This is a genomic window from Bdellovibrio sp. HCB185ZH (genome assembly GCF_047302455.1).
GTDB lineage: Bacteria > Bdellovibrionota > Bdellovibrionia > Bdellovibrionales > Bdellovibrionaceae > Bdellovibrio.
This window is the reverse complement of sequence record NZ_CP178624.1, coordinates 1,975,524-1,995,093: the sequence shown is the minus strand read 5'-3', so window position 1 is coordinate 1,995,093 and position 19,570 is coordinate 1,975,524. Positions and strand designations below refer to the sequence as shown.

Here is a 19,570-nt window from a genome sequence, read left to right as displayed (position 1 = left end):
GAGCATAGTCCCTTAAAAATTCGGAGGTATTCAGTGGCATTAAACAACGAATTCAAACAAGCTCGCGACTTCTTGATTTTACACCGTGCGGATTATGATTATGCCACTCGGGAGTTTAAATGGCCTGAGCTAACGAATTTCAACTGGGCCCTGGATTACTTTGACCCCATGGCTGAGGGTAACAACAACCTGGCTCTGTGGATAACCGGGGAGGATGGACGCGAAGAAAAATACAGCTTTGCTGACATTTCAGCTCGCTCTTCACAGGTCGCAAATTACCTGCGCCGACTGGGACTGAAAAGAGGCGACCACGTTCTGCTGAATATGGGAAATGAAACGGCTCTATGGGAGCTGATGCTTGCTTGTACAAAATTAGGCGCCGTGATGATTCCAACCAGCCCTTTAATTGCCATCGATGAATTGCAAGATCGCCTGGTCCGCGGCGAAGTAAAGTTAATTGCCACGACGGTGGCAGAATCGGTGAAATTCGACGTGCAATCACCGACTGCCATCAAATTGACCGTCGATGGTAAAGCTCAGGGTTGGGAAGACTATGCCGAAGCCACTCGAGAAAGTGCCACGTTCGAGGCTGATGGTGAAACCAAAGCCACCGATCCTTTATTGCTTTATTTCACATCGGGGACGACAGCGAAACCTAAGCTTGTTGAGCACACTCATCAAAGTTATCCCGTGGGACATCTGTCGACGATGTACTGGATTGGATTAAGACCCGGAGACATACACTTAAACGTCAGTTCTCCCGGCTGGGCTAAGCATGCGTGGAGTAGTTTTTTTGCTCCGTGGAATGCGGAGGCCACAGTTTTCATTCACAAGCATCAACGCTTCGATGCGCAAGTGATGTTAGAAACTCTTGAGAAAAAAGGTATCACTTCGGTCTGTGCTCCTCCAACTGTCTGGCGCATGCTCGCAGCCGAGGATTTGGGCCGTTATAAGTTGCATTTACGTGAAGCCGTCAGTGCTGGCGAACCATTGGATGCAGAGATCATTCATAAGTTCCAGCAGGCTTGGAGTGTGACGATCCGTGATGGCTATGGGCAAACAGAAACAACCGCACAGCTGGGTAATTCACCTGGGCAAAAAGTGCATCCGGGTACAATGGGAAGACCATTGCCAGGCTATAAAATTACCTTGTTAGATCGCGATAATAATCCCGGCCCCGAAGGTGAAATCTGTATTGATCTCGAGAACCATCCCCTGGGTGTTATGAACGGATATCGTGAAAGCGATGTCGCACAAACTTCCAACGCCAGTTACTATCGCACAGGCGATATTGCGACTCGCGATGAGCATGGATGTTTCACTTTCGTGGGGCGAGCGGATGATATTTTTAAATGCTCTGATTATCGTGTCAGTCCTTTCGAAGTTGAAAGTGTTTTGCTTGAACATCCCGCTGTGCGCGAGGTTGCGGTTATTCCAAGTCCTCACCCGTTGAAACAAAATGTCCCAAAAGCTATTGTCTTTTTAGCTAAAGGTATGGAGCCCACTCGAGAGCTGGCTTTACAGATTTTGAATCACTCACGATCGCGTTTGGCCCCGTTTAAGCGCATCCGTCGTGTAGAATTCTCGGATTTGCCAAAGACGACTTCAGGTAAAATCCGCCGGGTTGAATTGCGTGTTCGTGAACAAAAACGCATAGCTGGGAATGAAAAATCGCAATATGAGTTTTGGGAGGAAGATTTCAAGGCCGTTCTTCCTGATACCTGGTCACAGGATCTGCCATAGGTACTGTCCTAAACGACGCTCGCATTTGAAAATTATTAGACGTTGCTCCAGCGCGGGTTCGCCCAATTCTGGTTAAATTTATATCACCGACTGCGAGTGGAGATCGCGGTTGGTGTATAAAAACAACTGGAGAGAGGACCTTATGTCGGAGCAAGAAAAAGTCGACGCGAGAGAAACTGGGAAAAGAATTTTGTGTTCTATCTTGAATGAGATGTTGGATCATGCAGAGCAAGTAGCCGTGAATTATTCGGTCGGAGATCGCACGACGATTTATAAAGTAAATTGTCATCCGCAAAGCCTGGGTCAGTTGATCGGTGCTAAGGGAAAAAACATCGGTGGCATTCGCGCCGTTATTTCTGCCATGATGGCTCGCAAGGGCATTCGTGCCATTATCGAAATTCCTTACGTGGCTCATAACAACAACCGCCTGGAAATCAGCGAATAGATTTCGTTTCAGTTCAGTCTTCAACTGCGTGACGTCATGAGAGCGTTGTGAATTCTCCTGGAGCTGTTGAAGATGTCGATGAGGAGCTTTGCAAGATTGGCGAAGCCCTCTCAAAGTGCAAGTCTTCCGTGGCACTTTGTAAGAGAGAGAGCCTCGCTTCAAAATAAAATCAAAAGCGGACATTCAGATTCTGATAAACGGTTCGCAAAGTCGAATCGCTAATTTTAATACCACCCATAAAATTAACTCACTACGTCAAAATCGGCTCACTGCATTTTAATTGCCTCCACATTGGGGTGGGCGTAACTCCTTCCTATGAGAAAATTCCTTCTAAAATTGGCGACATTTTTCGGTGTTGGGTTAAGTCCCAAAGCGCCGGGAACGGTTGCGACTGTTGCTACAATTCCGTTGGTTTTGCTGCTGAATTGGGCAGGTCCGTTTGTATATATGGCGGCGACAATCACTATAACGATTTTGGGAATTTTAGCTGCGCAAGCTTACGAAGACCAAAAGGGTGGCCACGATCACAGCGAAATTGTGATTGATGAAGTTGCTGGTTTTTTGATTGCGATGATCTGGCTGCCAATGACATGGCAGGCCATTTTAATTGGTTTTGTGCTGTTCAGATTGCTGGACATTACTAAGCCTTTATTCATAGGATATTTAGATAAGAAGATCCAAGGAGGTCTTGGTGTGATGATTGATGACGTTGCCGCAGGTATTGTTGTCAGTCTGATCATGCAGTTTCTTTACAGCCACACCAATTGGTTGGGCTCGCAAGTTCTGGTCGGTTAAATGACTGAGATTCGCGCTAAGAGACTACAAGATTTCATTCGATCCCTTCGCGACCAAAAACTCACAGTGGGTTTTGCGGAAAGTTGTACTGGAGGTGCACTTTCGGCTTTTTTGACAGAGCAAGCAGGTATATCCGACATCTTTTTAGGCTCTGTGGTTTCTTACTCTAACGAGGCGAAGGTGGATCTTCTGGGGGTCCGTCGAGACACTCTCATGCAAGAGGGTGCGGTGAGCGAGTCAGTCGCTCGTCAAATGGCGCACGGAGTGCGTCGACAGCTGAAAACAGATTGGTCTGTGGCAGTTACAGGTATTGCAGGTCCGAACGGTGGAACACCGACGAAGCCTGTAGGCACTGTATGCTTTGCCATTGCTGGACCGAACTTTGAAGACTCGCGAAAAGAATTCTTTTCGGGTGATCGCAAAGCCATCCAGCAAGCGGCAGTAGACTATTCCGTGAATTGGCTGTGTGAAGTTCTCGACAGAAAATAGAAACAGGTAGCCCCCGGCTGCTAAAAATAACAATAAGATTTGTGGTGATTACCACATAAATAGAGAGGGATACGCAGATGGCAAATACAACTGTGGCAGATGCAAAAGCACAAAACGAAAAAAACAAAGCCTTGGAATTGGCAGTTTCATCTATTGAAAAGCAATTCGGTAAAGGTTCAATCATGCGTTTGGGCGCGAACGACTCTTTGGTTAAAGACGTTGAAGCGATCAGCACGGGCGCATTGAGCTTGGATTTGGCTCTTGGTATCGGCGGTCTTCCTAAAGGTCGTATCGTAGAAATCTACGGACCTGAATCATCTGGTAAAACAACTCTTTGCTTGTCCGTTATCGCTCAAGCTCAGAAAAAAGGTGGCGTTGTTGCATTCGTGGATGCTGAGCATGCACTAGACATCAACTACGCTCGTAAATTGGGTGTGAACACTGAAGACATGTTGATCTCTCAACCAGACACGGGTGAGCAAGCTCTTGAGATCGTGGAAACTTTGGTTCGCTCTGGCGCGATCGACGTATTGGTTGTCGACTCCGTAGCAGCATTGGTTCCTCGTGCAGAGATCGAAGGCGACATGGGTGATTCTCACGTAGGTCTTCAAGCTCGTTTGATGTCTCAAGCTCTTCGTAAATTGACAGCAGCTGTGAACCGTTCCAACACACTTGTTATCTTCATCAACCAACTTCGTATGAAAATCGGTGTGATGTTTGGTAACCCAGAGACAACTACGGGTGGTAACGCGTTGAAATTCTACTCTTCTGTTCGTTTGGATGTACGCCGTGTGGGCGCGATCAAAGACGGTGAAGACGTAACTGGTAACCGTACGGCAGTTAAAGTTGTGAAAAACAAAATGGCTCCTCCGTTCACTAAAGTGGAATTCGACTTGATGTACGGTGAAGGTATTTCTGAAGAGGGTGATTTGCTGGATCTAGCAGTAACTGCGGGCATGGTTGAAAAATCAGGTGCTTGGTTCTCTATCAATGGCGAGCGCATGGGCCAAGGCCGCGATGCTGCTAAAACATTCTTGAAAGAACATCCAGAATATATGACTTCACTTCGTGCTAAAATCTTGGCTGCAAACGGTATCGGTAAACTTTTGGTTGACGCTGAAACTAAAAACAGTGGTGAAGACCATGAAGGTACAGAGCCAACTGAAATGCCAACAGAAGACGCAGCTCCAAAAAAAGAAAAAGTTAAAAAAGGTAAGCACTAGTCGCTACCAGTTTTTTAGCTGAACATTCTTAAAAATATTAAACCCGCTTCTAATCCAAGCGGGTTTTTTATTGTTAATAGAGTTTACGTTGCGACTCTGCTGCGAACGGCGTAGCTTAACTATATGAAACATTGGTTGGCGGCGATCCTAATTACAATTTTGGGTATTTCTTTTGCGGAAGCCAACACGGCCTCTGCTCGGAAAACTCTATTGGTCGGCGCCTATGGTTTTGCTCCTTACTATGATTTGGAGAAGGGACGAGGAATTGTAACTGAGGTGGTAGGGCAGCTGAATTCCATGCAATCGGATTTTCAATTTAAGGTGGTGGAGATTCCAAGCAACCGCCGCTATCAAAGTTTTACCGACGGCAAAGTGGACATGATTTTTTTTGAGGACCCTCGTTGGGACTGGAAAGACATTCCTCATTATACGGTTCCCGTCGGCACCCAGGATGCTGAAGTTTATATTGCCCTTAAAAAAAAGGCCAAGGACCAAAGTTACTTCAATTCTTTATCGGGAAAACGCATCGCCGGTATTTTGGGTTACCACTATGGTTTTGCAAAATTCAATGCCGATGAAAAGTACCTGAAATCTAAGTTTAAAATTTCTCTGGTAAGTCACAATTTGGCGTCAGTGCGCCTGGTTTTGCATGAGCGCGCGGATGTTGCCGTGGTGCCGTTGTCCTTTATCCGTCGCTACTTGCGCGAAAATCCCGACAAAAATGCGGAAGTATTGATTTCAGAAAAGGTCGATCAGAATTACGACCTGCGATTGATCGTCAATCCGAAAGCCTCGATTCCTCGAGAGCGTTTAGAAAACCTGATGTCTCAACTGGTGAAAGAGTCGGCATATCAAGCTCTCTTCTGATATTTCTCTGTGACTAAAATAGTGAACACTTATCAAGTAATGAAACATAAAAGTTACGATTGTCGTTTTTTTGTTAGTTTTGGTTTTCAAAATCTAAAAAACTGCTGACCATCGAACAAATGAATGTTGGAGTATTATAGATACGTGATCACAAGAAGTGATCATACTTAACTGACATAAAGGGATTTTATGTTGAAGACGTCACTGACGACGAAAAAGACATCTGCATTTGCAGATGATGGTGATAACCGTCCTGTACCGTGGCCGTGGTAATAAAAAACCCGCTCTTTCGAAGCGGGTTTTTTATTTCTAGGCCTTGAAGAAATCTAGAATACAAATCGGGCATTGAATCCGAAATCAAGCTCGTTGTAGCTTTTTAGGTTGATTTCGTCTTTGTTCAAATAAGTTTGGTAAGCGATACCTGGCATCAATTCGATGTGCTCGTTTATAGCAATGCGCATGGATCCCAATAGTTGCATCATTTCAATTGGGCTGGATGAATAGATGTTAACGCCATCAGATTCTTGTGCATAACTTGAATATGCACGGGAGTAGTTTAAAGACACGTTCGTGTGAAGTGAATTTGTGCTTTCCACGAAAGTAGACACCGTCATTGAGCTTCCACCTTTTAAGTCGGCTGTTGCAGGGGAGGAATTACTCTTGCGTTTGTATTTTCCATCCAGGCGATTCGTATATCCCACTGAGAAGCCGTAATTAAGAACGCTACTTGGAAAAATCATCCCACTATGGACTGCCAAAGCATTTTGTCCGCTTGCACTGTTGAACTCTGGATCAGTGGTTGTTGTGTCGAAAGTTTTTTCACCCGGCGAAAGATTGAAACCCGCGGAAAGGTACAAAGTCGGCATTCCCAAATCAAAATTAGCTTTGTAACGGAAATTGATGTCGTTTAAACCGATTGTTTTAAGGTCGACTGTATCGGTACCATCATCCATTTTGTCGTTTAGAGAAGTTATGCCCATATCCAAACCAAGAGCTTGATTCTCGGCAATCCCATAATAATAGGAACCTGCCATTAAAACTCCAGATCTTTCCACATCGACGGAACTGTCTGTCTCACCTTTGCCAGTTACAAGCACGATTCCTGCGTTGAATTCATTTTGCGAAACAGCTGGCATCAAGTTTTGTTGAATCGTCGTCACCGCGGCGAAGGCGGGAGAACTAACAAGGCTCAAAAGAGCAAATATCAATTTCATAAGAATCCTTTCTAATTCTGAATTCATAAATTGAACTTGATTTACAGAGTTTAGAAAAGAAATTTTATGTCGCTAAACAAAAAACCCTGAGCGCGTCAGGGTTTTTTGTTTGAATCTTAACGAGTGAATGAACCGTACAAATAAACCGGGTCTTGCACCCACGTACATTGTTCGATCGGTGGACGGTGATGATCACCTGGGTACCATTGACATTCGCGGCGTTGGCGCATTTCGCGAAGAACTTGAACTTTCAATTTTACTTCACCATTTTTTTCTTTGAAATCGACATACATTTTACGACCCTGCACCATCAAAGCACAGCGGCCACGGTCGAAATCAAATTCGACGGCATCGACTTTAGGGTTCGATTTTTTGCCAGTGATATACACTGTTCTTAAATTTCCAAATGAAGACTGACAGTTGTTATTCAAGATATCAGTGCCGAATTCATTACGGTACTTCATCACGGGTTTGTTGCCTTCAAAGCTCAAAATCAACTCGCCGGAAACGCCGTTGAATTGGCCTGAGTAAACACCTTCATACTTTTTAGCTTTTGAAAGATAAGCGTTTGGAATGCGACCATCTTTGATTTCGACGGTTTTGCAGCCGACCGCCGCGAATACCGTAAGACCTGCTACCAGAGCTTTAATAACGTTCATGGATCCCCCTCATAACCTGAATAAATCATAGGCATTGTGAGAGAGCAAAAAGAAAACGAATGGTGCCGTGCTCAAATACACGAGGGCCCATGTTGCGTGGTTCTATGCCTCAGGAGAAAATCGGTTGTCCATAAACACTCTATAAGGAGACCCTATGAAAATCGCAATGGTAGCGCTGCTCCTGGTTGGCAGCACAGCAATAGCCCAGATGCCTGACACTTCGAAAATGATGGATCAAGCGAAGGGCAAAGCCTCTGACATTATGGCGGCTTGCAAAGAGGACAAGATAAAATTCTGCGATAAGGTCACGGAAATGAATGCGATCAAGGAATGCTTAAAGAAAAATAAAGAGGGCCTTAGCGCCGGTTGTAAATCCACTCTGGGGCTACAATAAAAAAAACCCGCTCTAAGGAGCGGGTTTTTACTTTCAGAGTGTTAAGCTCTTACTTGTTGTAAGCAATTTTCTGTCTGCCCACCAAGCCACTTGATTTCTTAGGCAACGATGCACGCGTCACCTTAGCCATCCCAGCTTGGTAGGGGCTTAAATTTGAAATTTGTCTTTTTTGAACTTGTTTGGATTTCGCAACTTTGAAACTCATTGGTTCAAGAACCATGGGTTGTGCTGTTGGAGCCTGAACCACTGTACCTACAGGAGGTTGTTGGCGAGCTACTGCCACTTTAGCAGGAACCGCTTTTACAGGAGCCTTAGCAGTTGCCACAGAAGCTGGGGCACGGTTTGCTTTCATCACAGAAGCTTTCGCAAGCGCTGTGGATTTTGTAAGTGCCGCTGGTTTTGCCGTTTTCACATTCGCTTTAGCCACAACCACTTTTGGTTGAGCCACTTGCTTAGCAATCATTGCTTTTGGAGCTGGCTTAGACATGGAAGCAGGCATTCTTTTTTGAGTTGGATCTACGTAAGTCTTCGTCAGTAGGGCTTGGTTATTTGTTTTAGAACCTTCAGCCTTAGGGGCTTCATAAACTACGCGGCGAGCGGGATAAATCGACCATGTTTTCACAACGCGTTTTTGTTTTTTATAACCAGGTTCAGCTTTCAAAGTCACTTTGAGGTCTTCAGAAGATGATGTGTTCCCCTGCGCGATCGCGCACAGCGGGAAGAATGCTAGAAGTGTCAAAACGATGCGATGTCTCATTTGCGGAACCTCTACTTGTGAATCTATAAACCAATATGCAAGGGAAATGCCGTCTATAAACTAATCAGGTGTCAATGAAGCAGTATAGTTGGCGAAGGAATCGACACTGTCTAAAATAAGTTAGGCAGTCAAAATGAGTCGCTCATTTTGAGTCGACTTCACTGGTGTCGTTCGGTTCACGCCGCTCTGTTTCACACAAAAATCCGGAGACAAAATGTCTCTGAAATTTTCTGACATTCCTCCGAAAACGCATCTGTTGCAGAAGATACATTTGAGAGGTTGGCAAGCTCCTTGTATATAGGAACCGCACAGTATACACGGGGGTTAAAAATGAAAAGCGTATTGGTATCACTTGTAGTTATTGCATTCAGCACATCAGCCTTTGCAGGTCGTGGTCACGGTGGTCATCACGGTGGCGGTTACGGTCCTGGTCCAGGACATGGTCATGGTGGCGGATATCATCATGGTGGTCGTGACAACAGCAATGAAGTTGCTTCGATCTTGAGTGCTTACACAGGTGTTTTGATGCTGACATCCGCAACATCATGCGGATCTGGTGATGGTTGTGCTTACAAGCAAGTGATCATGGATTCTAAAGATGATGCCGCTCTTTACATTGCTACAGAAGGTGATGAGAAGGGTGTGAAATTCGTTCGTGCAGTGGAGCTTCTTCGCAAGATGGATCCAGCCACTCAAAGTTCCGATTTCGAATTGGCTGAAGACATCATCAACTGGTAGTTGTTAAGAAGCTATTTTCTTTTCAACATGTGCCATGACTGCCTGGGTTCTTAAGTACTCGTTGTAACGGGGGTTGCCCAGGTGGTCTTCATAAACTTCCGTCCACGATTTCATCGGTGTATAAACCACCGTCGCATAAAGCTCTTTGCTTCCAAAAGAAAACAGATGATCTTTTCCTGTGGAATCTACTCCGCAGAAAGTATCGTAGTCAGGAAACTTCGCAATGAAGTCTTGCGTGTGATCGTGATTCACTCCCTTAAGCATATCATCCACAACATATTCAGAAGCTGAAATCTTGGTGAAGTGATAAATCGTAAATGTTCGCGGAGTGAAATCCGTGAATTGAATTTCCGATCGTACTTTTCCATAAAGTTCAAAGGCATCTTTTGCTTGAATGACTTTTCCTGTTTTCATAAAGGACTTATCGGCGAGCTGGACTGGGGTCTAGAGAAAAATCTGAAAGATTTGAATTGTGTCGAAGTTTTGGTCGAAGGACGCCTCAGATTTCGGGCATAAAAAAACCCGCTCTAGGGGTGAGCGGGTTTTGAAGTTACAAAAAAACTAGAGATTAGTTGTTTTGTGCGCAAGTAGCGTAGTTGTTACCTTGAGCAACGCACTCATTGATAGCTGCGTTTGATTCCAAAGTAGTTGGGCAAAGAGAAGCTGCACGAGCATAGTCGTAACCAGTTTTCGCCATGATAGCGCTTACGTTGCAAGTTGAAGTTGCGCTTTTAGAGCAAAGAGCTTGAGCTTGATCCATGAAGTAACCTTGTTGAAGGTAGCTAGTGATACAAGAAGATTGAGAAGCGAAAGCTGGAGCTGCTGCGAAAACTGAAAGAGCGATAACTAGTGATTTCATGTTAAATCCTTTTTTAAATTTGTTTTTCAAACGTTAATTTCGATGGACATGATTTCGTTTATTATCGCCAAAGAGTCAATACGACGAAGGCACAAAGCCTTCACCGCTCGTGTGAAAGGGTCTTCACAAAGCTTGTGAAAACCTTATGGGAACAGTCGGTGAAAAAGACGATTTTCCCTCTTAAGAAAGGGCTTTTTGGATGTCTTCGACCATGTCTTTAGGCTCATCATTGGGAGCATAGCGCTTCAAAACTTTTCCATTTTTACCAATCAAGAATTTGGTAAAGTTCCACTTGATAAGTTCGGTGCCCAGGATCCCGGGAGCAGATTCCTTCATCCATTTGTACAATGGATCTGCCTTGCTGCCGTTCACATCGACCTTTGCCATCACGGGAAATTGCACGCCATAATTCAATGAACAGAATTGTTGGATCTCTTCGTTGTTGCCGGGCTCTTGCGCTCCGAATTGATTGCAGGGAAAGCCCAACACCGTAAATCCTTGGCCTTTGAATTTTTCGTACAGCTCTTCCAAGCCTTTGTATTGGGGAGTGAAGCCGCACTTGCTGGCGACGTTAACTACCAGAACCACTTGCCCTTGGTATTTTTCGAGGGAAATATCGCGGCCTGCAGAGTCTTTAACAGTGAATGACTGAAGTGATTGTTCCATGGAGTTCTCCTAAATTTGAAATCTAGCCTATTCGTAATCTCTATATTTGAATACAGATTCAGCATTGTATCAATTTGAGATTTTGCGCCTGGATGCCCTAGGTATTTCATCAAGTTAAACCCTTGTGATGCCGATAGGTTACCTATGGGAATGAATATCTTTTTTCGAACTTTTTCAGTTTTGATCGGCAGCTTGTTTTTGCAAACGGGTTTGGTGCATGCTGCTTCAGCCGATGGCAGATCGTGCTCCTCAAGTAATCCGTGTCCATCAGGATATGAATGCACGAATATTAATTCTCGTAACCAAAATGTTTTCACTTGTTACCAAAACCCAGCCAAATCAGGTTCTGCGTCTAGAACGACAGGGACTGCAGGTACTACAGTTTGTTCTGTTCAGTTTCAAAGACTGATGGCGCAATGTTCGAATGAAATTTCTTCCACTGATAGCAATTGTGATCAAAAAAGTAATCAGGGTATGAACAGTGCTTCGGCTATGGCCAGCCAAGTGGCGTTAGCTTATGGTGCGAAGGCGGCTTCAAGTATTGCAGAGTCCTGCACGACGATGGCGGCTTTGTCTTCGACGATCAATGCGGCTGTTGCAGCTTATCGTTTGACTTGTTCAAGTGCGATTAAGGATTGTAATTCGACGTGTTCGTCAGCGCAAAAATATTTGGAATCAACTCCTGCTTGTCAGACGGATCCAAACTTCGCAGCGATGAAGGGGCAAGCGACTTCCTCAGTGAATCAATGTGCCTCTTATACTGCGAAAGTAGGGGAAGCTCAGCAGGCCATGAACAATATTGCTCAAACCGCAGCAAATGCCACTCAGTGTGCTTCGTTGACTTCTGCGGATGGTTCTTCGGATTTGGCTTCCTTGTGTGCGGCGAATCCAAGTCTTGCGGGTTGTGAAAACGTCGTGATGGATTGTAACAACCCAGCGATGGCTTCAAATAAAGTTTGTATCTGTTCTAAAAATCCAAGTGACCCTTCGTGCTTGGGTACATCAAACGTTGTCGGTGATACCGGCGGTGGATTGGCGACGATTGATCAATCCTCCCGTACAGGCAGCTCCGCAAGCGCAAGTGATTTTACCGGTGACCTTCCAAATATTGGCATCGAACAAGCAGAGTTAAGCTCTGGTGGTAGCGATGCGGGTATTGATGGTAAGCAAGGTGGCGGTGTTTCTTTCGGTGGCTCGGGTGGCGGCAGTGGTTCTGGTGGCAAGCCAGGTGCTGAAGGCGCTGATCCTACGAAAAGCACAGCCGTTAACAGTGGCTTCCGCGGCGGCGGCGGTGGTGGCGGAGGATTTGGTGGAGGCGGCTCTGATGGCGAAGGCCAAGGAGGCGGTTTCTTTAACTCTGCTGCGAATGCTTTAGCTGCTAAAGGTGGACCGGATCTTCGTCAATTCTTACCGGGTGGGGGGAAATACAATCCCAATGCTCGGGGGGTTGCGGGAGCAACAGGCCCAGATGGAATTACGGGGCCTCACACGGACATTTGGAAGAAGGTTCAGAACCGTTATCAAGTAATGAGTCCTTCTTTGTTGCCTTAATTTCTCAATTATATCTTAGATCGCGGGCCGTGACTCGAGCCCGCTGCTCGCTGCATGCAGCTACGTCGACACGCCATCGTGGCTCACCGTCGCCGGCTGCGCCGGTTCGCGCATCCATGCGCCGACGGAGGTCGACTTCGTGCACGCATCGATCATCGGGCTCGATTCACGGCCCTCGGTGAACTTCTTATTAAAAATTAGATAGCTCGAAGGGAGATCGCTCTTGATACGATCTCTGGGATTTCTTTTCTTTGCCTTGTGGCCCTTATTCTTAGATGGAAATTAGATCAGGGCGTGTAGGGATTCTATGGCTTGTTTTCTGGAGGTTGAGTCTACCAATACGGTTACGCTCATGGCGCTCATTATTAGTTTGTGGGCTTGGAGTTGGGCGCCGTCCATTTTTTCTAGGACTTTTTGGGGGATTTCTGGGGAGGTTGCGCCTGTGCAGGTTAGGGTGACGGTTGAGAAGTCGTTCGGGTGTAGGGTGAAATGTTTTTGGTTTTGGAGTTCGCGTTTTACGGCGCCCATTGTTTCTTGGGGGCCGGTTAGCAGAATTTCTGCGTGGTCTTTGTTGATTTCACAGTGCAATAGTTGAGGGAAGGCGATTTGCTTTTCTTCGAAAAGATTTTGCAGCTGCTTAAGGGCTTTCGCGGTGTTTTTTTCTTGGGATTTGATTTCCAAAACTGTTTCGTGGGAATTCAGTGATAGGGCTTTGCAGGACTCGAACATATTCAATCCTTTTTTTACTAGTGTGCCGTCAGAGGTTTTGTTGGATGCGGGGCCGATGTATAGTGTGACTTCGCGGACTTTCGCTAATTCCACTGAGCGGTAATGCAGAACTTTGGCGCCCCAGAAAGTCATTTCCATTAATTGATCATAGTTCAGCTCTTGCAAGGGCTTTGCTGACTTTACGATATTAGGATCTGCGGTGAATACGGCTGGAACGTCTTTCAGGATTTCGCAGCGTTCAGCATTGAAAGCTGCTGCCATTGCCACAGCAGAGGTATCTGAGCCTCCGCGGCCCAGTGTTGTGATTTCTTTGGTTGTTGGAGAAACGCCTTGGAAGCCTGCCAGGATCACTACTTTTTCAGATTTAAGGGCTTCTTCAACACGGAAGGCTTTGACGTCTTTGATGAAGGCGTTCACGTGAGAGTCATCAGTGAAAATTCCTGCCTGGCTTCCTGTGAAGCTGATTGCAGGACAACCCAAATCATTCAATGCCATGGAGACCAAGGACATACTGATACGCTCACCCACGCTCATTAACATGTCCATTTCACGGCGTTGGGGATGAGTGGAAACTTGCGCGGCTAAATCAATCAATGAATTTGTGGTTTTTCCCATGGCGCTTACAACGACAATTAATGAGTTGTCGCTAGCTTGATTTGCCACGCGTGCGGAAACGGCCTTGATCTTTTCGGGATCAGCAAGCGTCGCTCCGCCGTATTTTTGCACGATCAGGGGTTTCATGAAATGGACCTCAATCAAAACGTACTAATTGCGATTTGCAAAACTTGACGCCATCAACGCTGCACCTTTGGGTACACGAATCGCGTGTTTTCCAACCTGACGAGGAATGTACCCCAGGTACAGCTCGGCATTCAAATCTTTTAGTGATTTTCTTGTGACGCCTAAATGATCAGCAAGTGAATTGAGCTCTGTGCCGCCAGGAACATAAACTGTTTCGTACTCAAGCGGATCCATTTTTTCTAAATCACGAAAGCCATAAAGGTTAGGAGCTTTCGAAATAAGCATTGCTGCCAGAATTTTTGGAACGTACTCCTGGGTTTCTACAGGAAGTGCGGAAAGTTTAATGAGCGTCCAGTAATCTTTAGTGCCATATTTTTTAATCTGGCGACGAAGACCGTTCTCACCCATGTTGTAGCTTGCGGCAACCAAATACCAAGATCCGAATTCCTCATAAAGATCTTTCAAATATTTAATCGCTGCAGTTGTGCTTTTATGCAAATCGCGACGCTCATCAAGCCACCAATTTTTATTTAAACCGTAACGAACGCCCGTCGGTTCAATGAACTGCCATGGGCCCACAGCCGCTGCCGAGCTAACAGCATTTGGTGCAAAACCACTTTCGATCATCACCATGTAAGCAAGATCTGTTGGCAGATTTGCTTTTCTTAATTCCGATTGAATGAAGGGCATGTACTTGTAGGAACGCTGCAACCATTCTCGGAACCATTTATTGCCTTTGACTTGATAGTAAGAAACCCACTTGCTGACTTTGTTATTGTAAGTCACAGGCAGATCGAAAATTAGATTGTCTGACTGAACGTGGGTTGAGCGCGCCGTCAGAGCTTTCAATTTTTCTTTTAAAGTCAGGGCCTTTTGTGGTGCCACGGGGCTTGGCGGAAGCATCGGTACTGCTGCCTTCGGATTGGCTTCTGCAAAGGCAGAAACCGACATTTGAAATGTAAGCAAACCAGCAAGCAACGTTCTTCTCATAAGCTTTATTATGAAGTCGATTCTTTGACACTGTCGACAAAGAACTGCCGCCATCACGACACCATGACGAAGGTCCTTGCGTCGGTCAAATCGCAGAAAACTTGAGTCCATAAATTTTGATCACGACAGAAGTCCAGTGTGGAGTTCTTTTCCTAGACTAAGATCGGTCCTGTCAAATGCTGGCATACACCTTGCTGCTCAACAGGAAGAGGAGATCTGATGAGTGTAAAAGGCGTCTATACTGCACTGAGCGGAGCGATGGCACAAAGTACAAAACTGGATACGATCGCCAATAATCTGGCGAACGTGAACACGCCTGCGTTTAAGCGCGATCAGCAACTCTTTCAAGAGTATCTGACGGCTAACGAAAAACCTCCTGAAGTTATACAAATCCCTCGTGATGTCGCTTCGATAGAAAGCTTCTATAATATGCAGGGTGGCGACAAAAGCTATGTCGACACGAAAGGGACATTCACTGATTTCTCTCAAGGTGGTTTAAAACCCACGGGCAATACTTTAGACGTAGCGATTGATGGCAAAGGTTTCTTTGAAGTTGCAACTCCTGGTGGCGTGAAACTGACACGTGCCGGGAATTTTACATTGGATGGCAATGGTCAATTGGTTACTAAAGATGGTCATCCGGTATTAAGAGCCGACGCAGCTGGTGGAGCAGATCCTGCTTCCCGCGTTTTCCGTTTAGAGGCAGGTGGTGGTCCTATCACTATTGCAGATAACGGCGATGTGGTTCAAGGCACCAATAATTTGGGCAAACTTTCTTTGGTGAATGTAGCTAACCCCGATTCTTTGCAAAAAATGGGAAGTTCTTTGTACGGATTTAAACCCAACATGAATGCGGAAGTGACAAACGTGGCGAATCCAAGTGTTCGTCAGGGTTTCATTGAAACTTCCAACGTCAATGTCGTGCAAGAGATGACAGACATGATTCAAACCAACCGTGTTTTCGAAAGCACGCAGAAAGCCATCCACGCCTATGACCAAATGGCTGAGAAGATGGTTAACGTAGTTGGTAGCGTTAAGTAAAAGATTTAAAAGTTTTTAGTTAGTGAAAAATTCCAGGAGGGAATTTAGATGCTTAAGAGTTTGAATACAGCGGCGACAGGCATGGCGGCTCAACAGACAAACATGGATGTTATTGCCAATAATATTGCCAACTCCTCGACGTCAGGTTTCAAAAAGTCCCGCGCTGAGTTCGAAGATTTGATGTATCAAACTCAAAAAGAGCCAGGTGCTGTCACTGGGATGAACGCTGTTTCACCAAACGGGGTGCAAACCGGTTTGGGCGTTCGCACAGCAGCGATTCAAAAAGATTTTGAAAATGGAAATGCGCAAGTCACGAAAAATCCTTTCGACATTCAAGTGGAAGGAGCGGGATTTTTCCGCGTGATGACGGCGGATGGGGAAGTGGCCTACACGCGCGATGGTTCCTTCAAAAAAGATCCTACAGGTCGTTTGATTGATAAAAATGGAAATACTCTGCAACCAGAAATCACAATCCCAGGCGGTACATCCGGCGTGGAAATTTCACCGACAGGTGAAGTTCGTACGGTGCAAGGCAATGAACCTCCACAAGTTGTCGGAAATATTGATCTGACAACCTTTGTGAACCCGGCGGGCTTAAAAGCCATGGGTAAAAACTTGTTCACGCAAACTCCAGCCAGCGGTCAACCGGTGACGTCTCGTCCTGGTTTGAATGGCACGGGTTATTTGGCGCAAGGGCAGCTTGAATCCAGCAACGTGAACATCGTGGATGAGATGGTGAACATGATCACCGCACAACGTGCTTACGAAACTAATTCCAAAGTGATTCAAGCTTCCGATCAGATGCTTCAATCCATCAACAATTTGAGATAATTTTGATGAAAGTAATGTTGGCTCTGACTTTACTGATAAGTACTCAAGCCTTTGCAAGGCCTGAGATTTCTATTCCGGCAACGGTGGAAATTTCCCAACGTCCTTTGTTGCGTTTGGGTGATGTGGCTGTTGTTAAGGGCGCCAATGAGTCATTGGTTGCGCAAATTGAGTCGATTGTTATTCGTGAAGATGCCCGTGAACTTTTGATCTCTCAAAAATTGGAAGCGAAAGAAGTTTTGACCATTCTTAAAAAAGAAATGGAAAACAACGACGACTTCCGTAATTCCAAACCTGCGTTTCGTATTCCGAGTGTGGTGAAGGTGGAGTTCGCAAAAACTCCGGTCTCCCGCGAGGAAGTTCAACGTAAAATTACTAATTACTTAACGGCGCGCTGTGCGGATTGTGAATATAAGATCACAATTCAATCCACGCCAACTCCCTCGAATCGTGCCTGGGACCTTGATATGTCGCAGTTGAGCACGAAAGGTGGCTTCTTATTGCCGGTCCGCGACGGAGACTCCCGTCAAATTAAATGGATTTCCGGCACTATTCGCGTTTCAAAATTAACCCCTGTGACGACCAAACTGATCTCACAAGGGGAGCGTGTTAATTCCCAGGATCTTCAAATGCAAATGGTTGATGTGACCTTTGCAAAAGACAGCGGTCTTCGTATTGAAGATGCCAATGGGCAATTGGCCGCTCGCGCACTTCCCGTCGGAACTCCAGTATGGGCTTCCGATCTCAAACGTGAACCGGCAGCTAAGAGGGGACAGATTGTTAAAGCCATCATCGGCGATGACACGTTCGAAGTCTCTGTCAACGTCCAAGCAGAGGACACGGGCTACATCGGTGATTTGATTAAGGTTAAAAATCTGGAAACACAAAAAGTTCTTTCAGCGATTATCGCTGAAAAAGGCGTGGTGAAGTTACAATGATGAATTTTGGTAAAACCCCATTCGTTAAATTTGCTGCCGTGTTGGCGATTTTCACAGCGATGATCCTGGCGACGGGTTGTGCGACTGTGAATGACTTTGTCTCTTCATTAAAAGGCAAAGAAGAAAATCCACCATTGGAAAAAATCGATCAAGCTCCGCGCTATTCAGATGCTGCGAACATGAAAGTTCCAACAGACCGTCAGTATAAACGCATGACGAAAAACCGCATGGAAGAGGAATCTGAATTGCAAGCCAATGCAGGTTCCACTTGGGTCATGGAAGGACAGGGTTCTTACCTGTTTGCTCAAAATAAAATGCGCCGCGAAGGTGACATGCTGAACGTAAAACTGGATGGAGCCGCTCAAAAACAAGTGGAAACCAAAGTGAGCGTTATCAAAAAATTGTTGAAGCAATTGGAAGAGCAGGAAAAAGGTGCGCAAGCTCCATTGAACAATGGTTTGGCAGCAAATGCAGAAGGTGGTCGTGCGCCAGCAGCTGCAGCTCCTGCGAAAGAAGAACCTAAAGACGACAAAGAAGGATTGGCTGACGTGCAAAGCATCCCTTCTAAAATCGTGGAAAAATTGGCTGATGGAAATTACCGCGTGAAAGGTCAACAACCCTTCATGATCGGGAAGCGTGAATACAAAGTGATTTTGACAGGCATGTTACGTCCTGAAGATTTCAATGACGAGGGTATCACTTCTCAAAAACTACTCGACCCTCAGTATGATGTTGTAAGCATCAGAAGGAACACCACAAATGAATAAACTTTTTAAAATCATCACTGTTGGTTTGTTGTTCATGGCCGCTTCTTTGGAAGTGGCGCAGGCAGCGCGTTTGAAAGACATCGCAACTATTCGCGGTGTGCGCGAAAATCAATTGATTGGTTACGGTATCGTTGTGGGTCTTAAAGGGACAGGCGACGGTAAAAATGAATTCATGAGCAAATCCATGGTGCGCATGTTTGATAAACTGGGCGTGAAACTTGAGGGGCAAGATTTCTCAAGTAAGAACGTCGCGGCAGTTATCATCACAGCTTCTATGCCGGCATTTGGTAAAGCAGGAAATCCCATTGATATCACGGTGAGTGCAATCGGTGATGCATCGTCATTGGCTGGTGGTACTTTGTTACAATCGCCTTTGCGTGCGGGAAATGATGAAGTCTATGCAGTCGCACAAGGTTCTATCATCATCGGTGGTGATCCTAAAGATGCACACCTAACTTCTGGCAGAATCCCGAATGGTGCGACGATTGAACGTGATATGACAGCGGACTTTGCGACTCGCAAAATGTATCGTCTGACATTGATCAATCCGGATTTCACGACAGCAGCTCGCTCTGTGTTGACCATCAACAAAGAGCTTGGCGGTCACTATGCCTCTGCTAAAGACGGCGGTACGATTGATATTATCACGCCATTTGCCTATGAAAATCGTGGTGTCGAGTTGCTGGCAACAATCGAATCTATCGACATCAATCCCGATATGAAAGCGCGTGTTGTTGTGAATGAAAAAACCGGCACGATCGTGATCGGTGATAAGGTGAAGATTTCAAAAGTTGCGATCTCTCATGGTTCACTCTCTGTGAAAGTGGGCGATGGCAAAAAAGGAACTGTTGAAGAAAAGGTCGCAGTTCTTGAACCGGGTGTCAGTGTCGGGGATCTTGTGCAGGCTCTTAACAAGATGGGAGTCACGCCAAAGGACCTGATAACTATACTTCAGTCCATCAAGGCAGCTGGAGCTTTGCACGGGGAACTCGAAGTATTATGAAATTTTTGTTTCATAATGACGCACCTTTTAATAAACTGAATTTATATGTCTTAGACACATGGAAGTGTTTAGGACGCGGGGAGGGTGAGGAAGAGATCGCGAACCATGGATGGTCAAGAGTACAAGTTTTCTC

22 protein-coding genes are annotated in these 19,570 nt (G+C 45.6%); 14 read left to right on the top strand and 8 right to left on the bottom strand.

The features are described 5' to 3' along the window. The first annotated feature begins 33 nt into the window (after positions 1-33). The 6 genes from ACLSU7_RS09740 (at position 34) to ACLSU7_RS09715 (ending at position 5,562) form a co-directional block, all read left to right on the top strand. The gene (locus tag ACLSU7_RS09740) at positions 34-1,743 is read left to right on the top strand and encodes an AMP-binding protein (protein WP_413291690.1); all 1,710 of its coding nucleotides are present in this window, start codon (positions 34-36) and stop codon (positions 1,741-1,743) included. Positions 1,744-1,885: 142 nt separating this feature from the next. Then, positions 1,886-2,188: a KH domain-containing protein gene (locus tag ACLSU7_RS09735; RefSeq protein ID WP_413291689.1), complete on the top strand. Its 303-nt coding sequence runs from the start codon at positions 1,886-1,888 to the stop codon at positions 2,186-2,188. Between the two features lie 315 nt (positions 2,189-2,503). After that, complete coding sequence (locus tag ACLSU7_RS09730) at positions 2,504-2,983, top strand: phosphatidylglycerophosphatase A (protein WP_413291688.1); 480 nt, start codon at positions 2,504-2,506, stop codon at positions 2,981-2,983. Beyond that, on the top strand, positions 2,984-3,472 hold the full coding sequence (locus ACLSU7_RS09725) for a CinA family protein (RefSeq protein WP_413291687.1): 489 nt from the start codon (positions 2,984-2,986) through the stop codon (positions 3,470-3,472). 77 nt (positions 3,473-3,549) lie between these two features. Continuing rightward, entirely contained in the window at positions 3,550-4,695 is a 1,146-nt protein-coding gene (gene recA / locus ACLSU7_RS09720) for a recombinase RecA (protein WP_413291686.1), read from the top strand. 123 nt (positions 4,696-4,818) lie between these two features. Then, complete coding sequence (locus ACLSU7_RS09715) at positions 4,819-5,562, top strand: substrate-binding periplasmic protein (protein WP_413291685.1); 744 nt, start codon at positions 4,819-4,821, stop codon at positions 5,560-5,562. A 326-nt stretch (positions 5,563-5,888) separates the two neighbouring features. Here ACLSU7_RS09715 and ACLSU7_RS09710 read toward each other — a convergent pair whose 3' ends face one another. Together ACLSU7_RS09710 and ACLSU7_RS09705 are read right to left on the bottom strand one after the other, a co-directional pair. Further along, positions 5,889-6,776, bottom strand: a complete 888-nt coding sequence (locus ACLSU7_RS09710) for a hypothetical protein (RefSeq protein ID WP_413291684.1) — start codon at positions 6,774-6,776, stop codon at positions 5,889-5,891. 116 nt (positions 6,777-6,892) lie between these two features. Then, a complete protein-coding gene (locus tag ACLSU7_RS09705) occupies positions 6,893-7,435 on the bottom strand; it encodes a hypothetical protein (protein ID WP_413291683.1) in 543 nt (180 codons plus the stop codon). 154 nt (positions 7,436-7,589) lie between these two features. Here ACLSU7_RS09705 and ACLSU7_RS09700 point away from each other — a divergent pair, with 154 nt between their 5' ends. Then, on the top strand, positions 7,590-7,829 hold the full coding sequence (locus ACLSU7_RS09700) for a hypothetical protein (RefSeq protein WP_413291682.1): 240 nt from the start codon (positions 7,590-7,592) through the stop codon (positions 7,827-7,829). A gap of 49 nt (positions 7,830-7,878) precedes the next feature. Here ACLSU7_RS09700 and ACLSU7_RS09695 read toward each other — a convergent pair whose 3' ends face one another. After that, positions 7,879-8,586: a hypothetical protein gene (locus ACLSU7_RS09695; RefSeq protein ID WP_413291680.1), complete on the bottom strand. Its 708-nt coding sequence runs from the start codon at positions 8,584-8,586 to the stop codon at positions 7,879-7,881. A 330-nt stretch (positions 8,587-8,916) separates the two neighbouring features. On the opposite strand from ACLSU7_RS09695, the gene ACLSU7_RS09690 reads away from it, so the two are divergent. Beyond that, positions 8,917-9,324: a DUF2388 domain-containing protein gene (locus ACLSU7_RS09690; protein WP_413291679.1), complete on the top strand. Its 408-nt coding sequence runs from the start codon at positions 8,917-8,919 to the stop codon at positions 9,322-9,324. Between the two features lie 3 nt (positions 9,325-9,327). On the opposite strand, the gene ACLSU7_RS09685 is transcribed toward ACLSU7_RS09690, so the two are convergent. The 3 genes from ACLSU7_RS09685 to ACLSU7_RS09675 all read right to left on the bottom strand — a co-directional run bounded on the left by ACLSU7_RS09685 (position 9,328) and on the right by ACLSU7_RS09675 (position 10,849). After that, the gene (locus tag ACLSU7_RS09685; protein WP_413291678.1) at positions 9,328-9,738 is read right to left on the bottom strand and encodes a hypothetical protein; all 411 of its coding nucleotides are present in this window, start codon (positions 9,736-9,738) and stop codon (positions 9,328-9,330) included. A gap of 154 nt (positions 9,739-9,892) precedes the next feature. Continuing rightward, positions 9,893-10,183 carry a hypothetical protein gene (locus ACLSU7_RS09680; RefSeq protein ID WP_413291677.1) on the bottom strand — a complete coding sequence of 97 codons (291 nt, stop codon included), beginning with the start codon at positions 10,181-10,183 and terminating at the stop codon, positions 9,893-9,895. Between the two features lie 180 nt (positions 10,184-10,363). Continuing rightward, on the bottom strand, positions 10,364-10,849 hold the full coding sequence (locus tag ACLSU7_RS09675; protein WP_413291676.1) for a glutathione peroxidase: 486 nt from the start codon (positions 10,847-10,849) through the stop codon (positions 10,364-10,366). Between the two features lie 150 nt (positions 10,850-10,999). Between ACLSU7_RS09675 and ACLSU7_RS09670 the strand changes: the two genes are divergently transcribed. Next, positions 11,000-12,400 carry a hypothetical protein gene (locus ACLSU7_RS09670; protein ID WP_413291675.1) on the top strand — a complete coding sequence of 467 codons (1,401 nt, stop codon included), beginning with the start codon at positions 11,000-11,002 and terminating at the stop codon, positions 12,398-12,400. 282 nt (positions 12,401-12,682) lie between these two features. On the opposite strand, the gene ACLSU7_RS09665 is transcribed toward ACLSU7_RS09670, so the two are convergent. Beyond that, a complete protein-coding gene (locus tag ACLSU7_RS09665) occupies positions 12,683-13,870 on the bottom strand; it encodes an aspartate kinase (RefSeq protein WP_413291674.1) in 1,188 nt (395 codons plus the stop codon). A 24-nt stretch (positions 13,871-13,894) separates the two neighbouring features. Next, a complete protein-coding gene (locus ACLSU7_RS09660; protein WP_413291673.1) occupies positions 13,895-14,860 on the bottom strand; it encodes a transglycosylase SLT domain-containing protein in 966 nt (321 codons plus the stop codon). 219 nt (positions 14,861-15,079) lie between these two features. Between ACLSU7_RS09660 and flgF the strand changes: the two genes are divergently transcribed. Genes flgF through ACLSU7_RS09635 form a run of 5 tightly spaced genes read left to right on the top strand, consistent with a single transcriptional unit; the run spans position 15,080 to position 19,437 of the window. Then, entirely contained in the window at positions 15,080-15,901 is an 822-nt protein-coding gene (gene flgF, locus ACLSU7_RS09655) for a flagellar basal-body rod protein FlgF (RefSeq protein ID WP_413291672.1), read from the top strand. Positions 15,902-15,949: 48 nt separating this feature from the next. Next, entirely contained in the window at positions 15,950-16,732 is a 783-nt protein-coding gene (gene flgG / locus ACLSU7_RS09650) for a flagellar basal-body rod protein FlgG (protein WP_413291671.1), read from the top strand. 5 nt (positions 16,733-16,737) lie between these two features. Then, positions 16,738-17,667, top strand: coding sequence for a flagellar basal body P-ring formation chaperone FlgA (gene flgA / locus ACLSU7_RS09645; protein WP_413291670.1), 930 nt, complete (start codon positions 16,738-16,740; stop codon positions 17,665-17,667). After that, positions 17,664-18,434 carry a flagellar basal body L-ring protein FlgH gene (locus tag ACLSU7_RS09640; protein WP_413291669.1) on the top strand — a complete coding sequence of 257 codons (771 nt, stop codon included), beginning with the start codon at positions 17,664-17,666 and terminating at the stop codon, positions 18,432-18,434. The genes flgA and ACLSU7_RS09640 overlap by 4 nt, the downstream gene beginning before the upstream one ends. Further along, positions 18,427-19,437, top strand: a complete 1,011-nt coding sequence (locus tag ACLSU7_RS09635; RefSeq protein WP_413291668.1) for a flagellar basal body P-ring protein FlgI — start codon at positions 18,427-18,429, stop codon at positions 19,435-19,437. The genes ACLSU7_RS09640 and ACLSU7_RS09635 overlap by 8 nt, the downstream gene beginning before the upstream one ends. Positions 19,438-19,570 lie beyond the last annotated feature (133 nt).

Excerpts from the sequence above, each read along its gene's own strand:
- ACLSU7_RS09735 (WP_413291689.1), top strand. The coding sequence starts at position 1,886 with ATGTCGGAGCAAGAAAAAGTCGACGCGAGAGAAACTGGGAAAAGAATT.
- ACLSU7_RS09730 (WP_413291688.1), top strand. The coding sequence starts at position 2,504 with ATGAGAAAATTCCTTCTAAAATTGGCGACATTTTTCGGTGTTGGGTTA.
- ACLSU7_RS09725 (WP_413291687.1), top strand. The coding sequence starts at position 2,984 with ATGACTGAGATTCGCGCTAAGAGACTACAAGATTTCATTCGATCCCTT.
- recA (WP_413291686.1), top strand. The coding sequence starts at position 3,550 with ATGGCAAATACAACTGTGGCAGATGCAAAAGCACAAAACGAAAAAAAC.
- ACLSU7_RS09715 (WP_413291685.1), top strand. The coding sequence starts at position 4,819 with ATGAAACATTGGTTGGCGGCGATCCTAATTACAATTTTGGGTATTTCT.
- ACLSU7_RS09710 (WP_413291684.1), bottom strand. The coding sequence starts at position 6,776 with ATGAAATTGATATTTGCTCTTTTGAGCCTTGTTAGTTCTCCCGCCTTC.
- ACLSU7_RS09705 (WP_413291683.1), bottom strand. The coding sequence starts at position 7,435 with ATGAACGTTATTAAAGCTCTGGTAGCAGGTCTTACGGTATTCGCGGCG.
- ACLSU7_RS09700 (WP_413291682.1), top strand. The coding sequence starts at position 7,590 with ATGAAAATCGCAATGGTAGCGCTGCTCCTGGTTGGCAGCACAGCAATA.
- ACLSU7_RS09695 (WP_413291680.1), bottom strand. The coding sequence starts at position 8,586 with ATGAGACATCGCATCGTTTTGACACTTCTAGCATTCTTCCCGCTGTGC.
- ACLSU7_RS09690 (WP_413291679.1), top strand. The coding sequence starts at position 8,917 with ATGAAAAGCGTATTGGTATCACTTGTAGTTATTGCATTCAGCACATCA.
- ACLSU7_RS09685 (WP_413291678.1), bottom strand. The coding sequence starts at position 9,738 with ATGAAAACAGGAAAAGTCATTCAAGCAAAAGATGCCTTTGAACTTTAT.
- ACLSU7_RS09680 (WP_413291677.1), bottom strand. The coding sequence starts at position 10,183 with ATGAAATCACTAGTTATCGCTCTTTCAGTTTTCGCAGCAGCTCCAGCT.
- ACLSU7_RS09675 (WP_413291676.1), bottom strand. The coding sequence starts at position 10,849 with ATGGAACAATCACTTCAGTCATTCACTGTTAAAGACTCTGCAGGCCGC.
- ACLSU7_RS09670 (WP_413291675.1), top strand. The coding sequence starts at position 11,000 with ATGAATATCTTTTTTCGAACTTTTTCAGTTTTGATCGGCAGCTTGTTT.
- ACLSU7_RS09665 (WP_413291674.1), bottom strand. The coding sequence starts at position 13,870 with ATGAAACCCCTGATCGTGCAAAAATACGGCGGAGCGACGCTTGCTGAT.
- ACLSU7_RS09660 (WP_413291673.1), bottom strand. The coding sequence starts at position 14,860 with ATGAGAAGAACGTTGCTTGCTGGTTTGCTTACATTTCAAATGTCGGTT.
- flgF (WP_413291672.1), top strand. The coding sequence starts at position 15,080 with ATGAGTGTAAAAGGCGTCTATACTGCACTGAGCGGAGCGATGGCACAA.
- flgG (WP_413291671.1), top strand. The coding sequence starts at position 15,950 with ATGCTTAAGAGTTTGAATACAGCGGCGACAGGCATGGCGGCTCAACAG.
- flgA (WP_413291670.1), top strand. The coding sequence starts at position 16,738 with ATGAAAGTAATGTTGGCTCTGACTTTACTGATAAGTACTCAAGCCTTT.
- ACLSU7_RS09640 (WP_413291669.1), top strand. The coding sequence starts at position 17,664 with ATGATGAATTTTGGTAAAACCCCATTCGTTAAATTTGCTGCCGTGTTG.
- ACLSU7_RS09635 (WP_413291668.1), top strand. The coding sequence starts at position 18,427 with ATGAATAAACTTTTTAAAATCATCACTGTTGGTTTGTTGTTCATGGCC.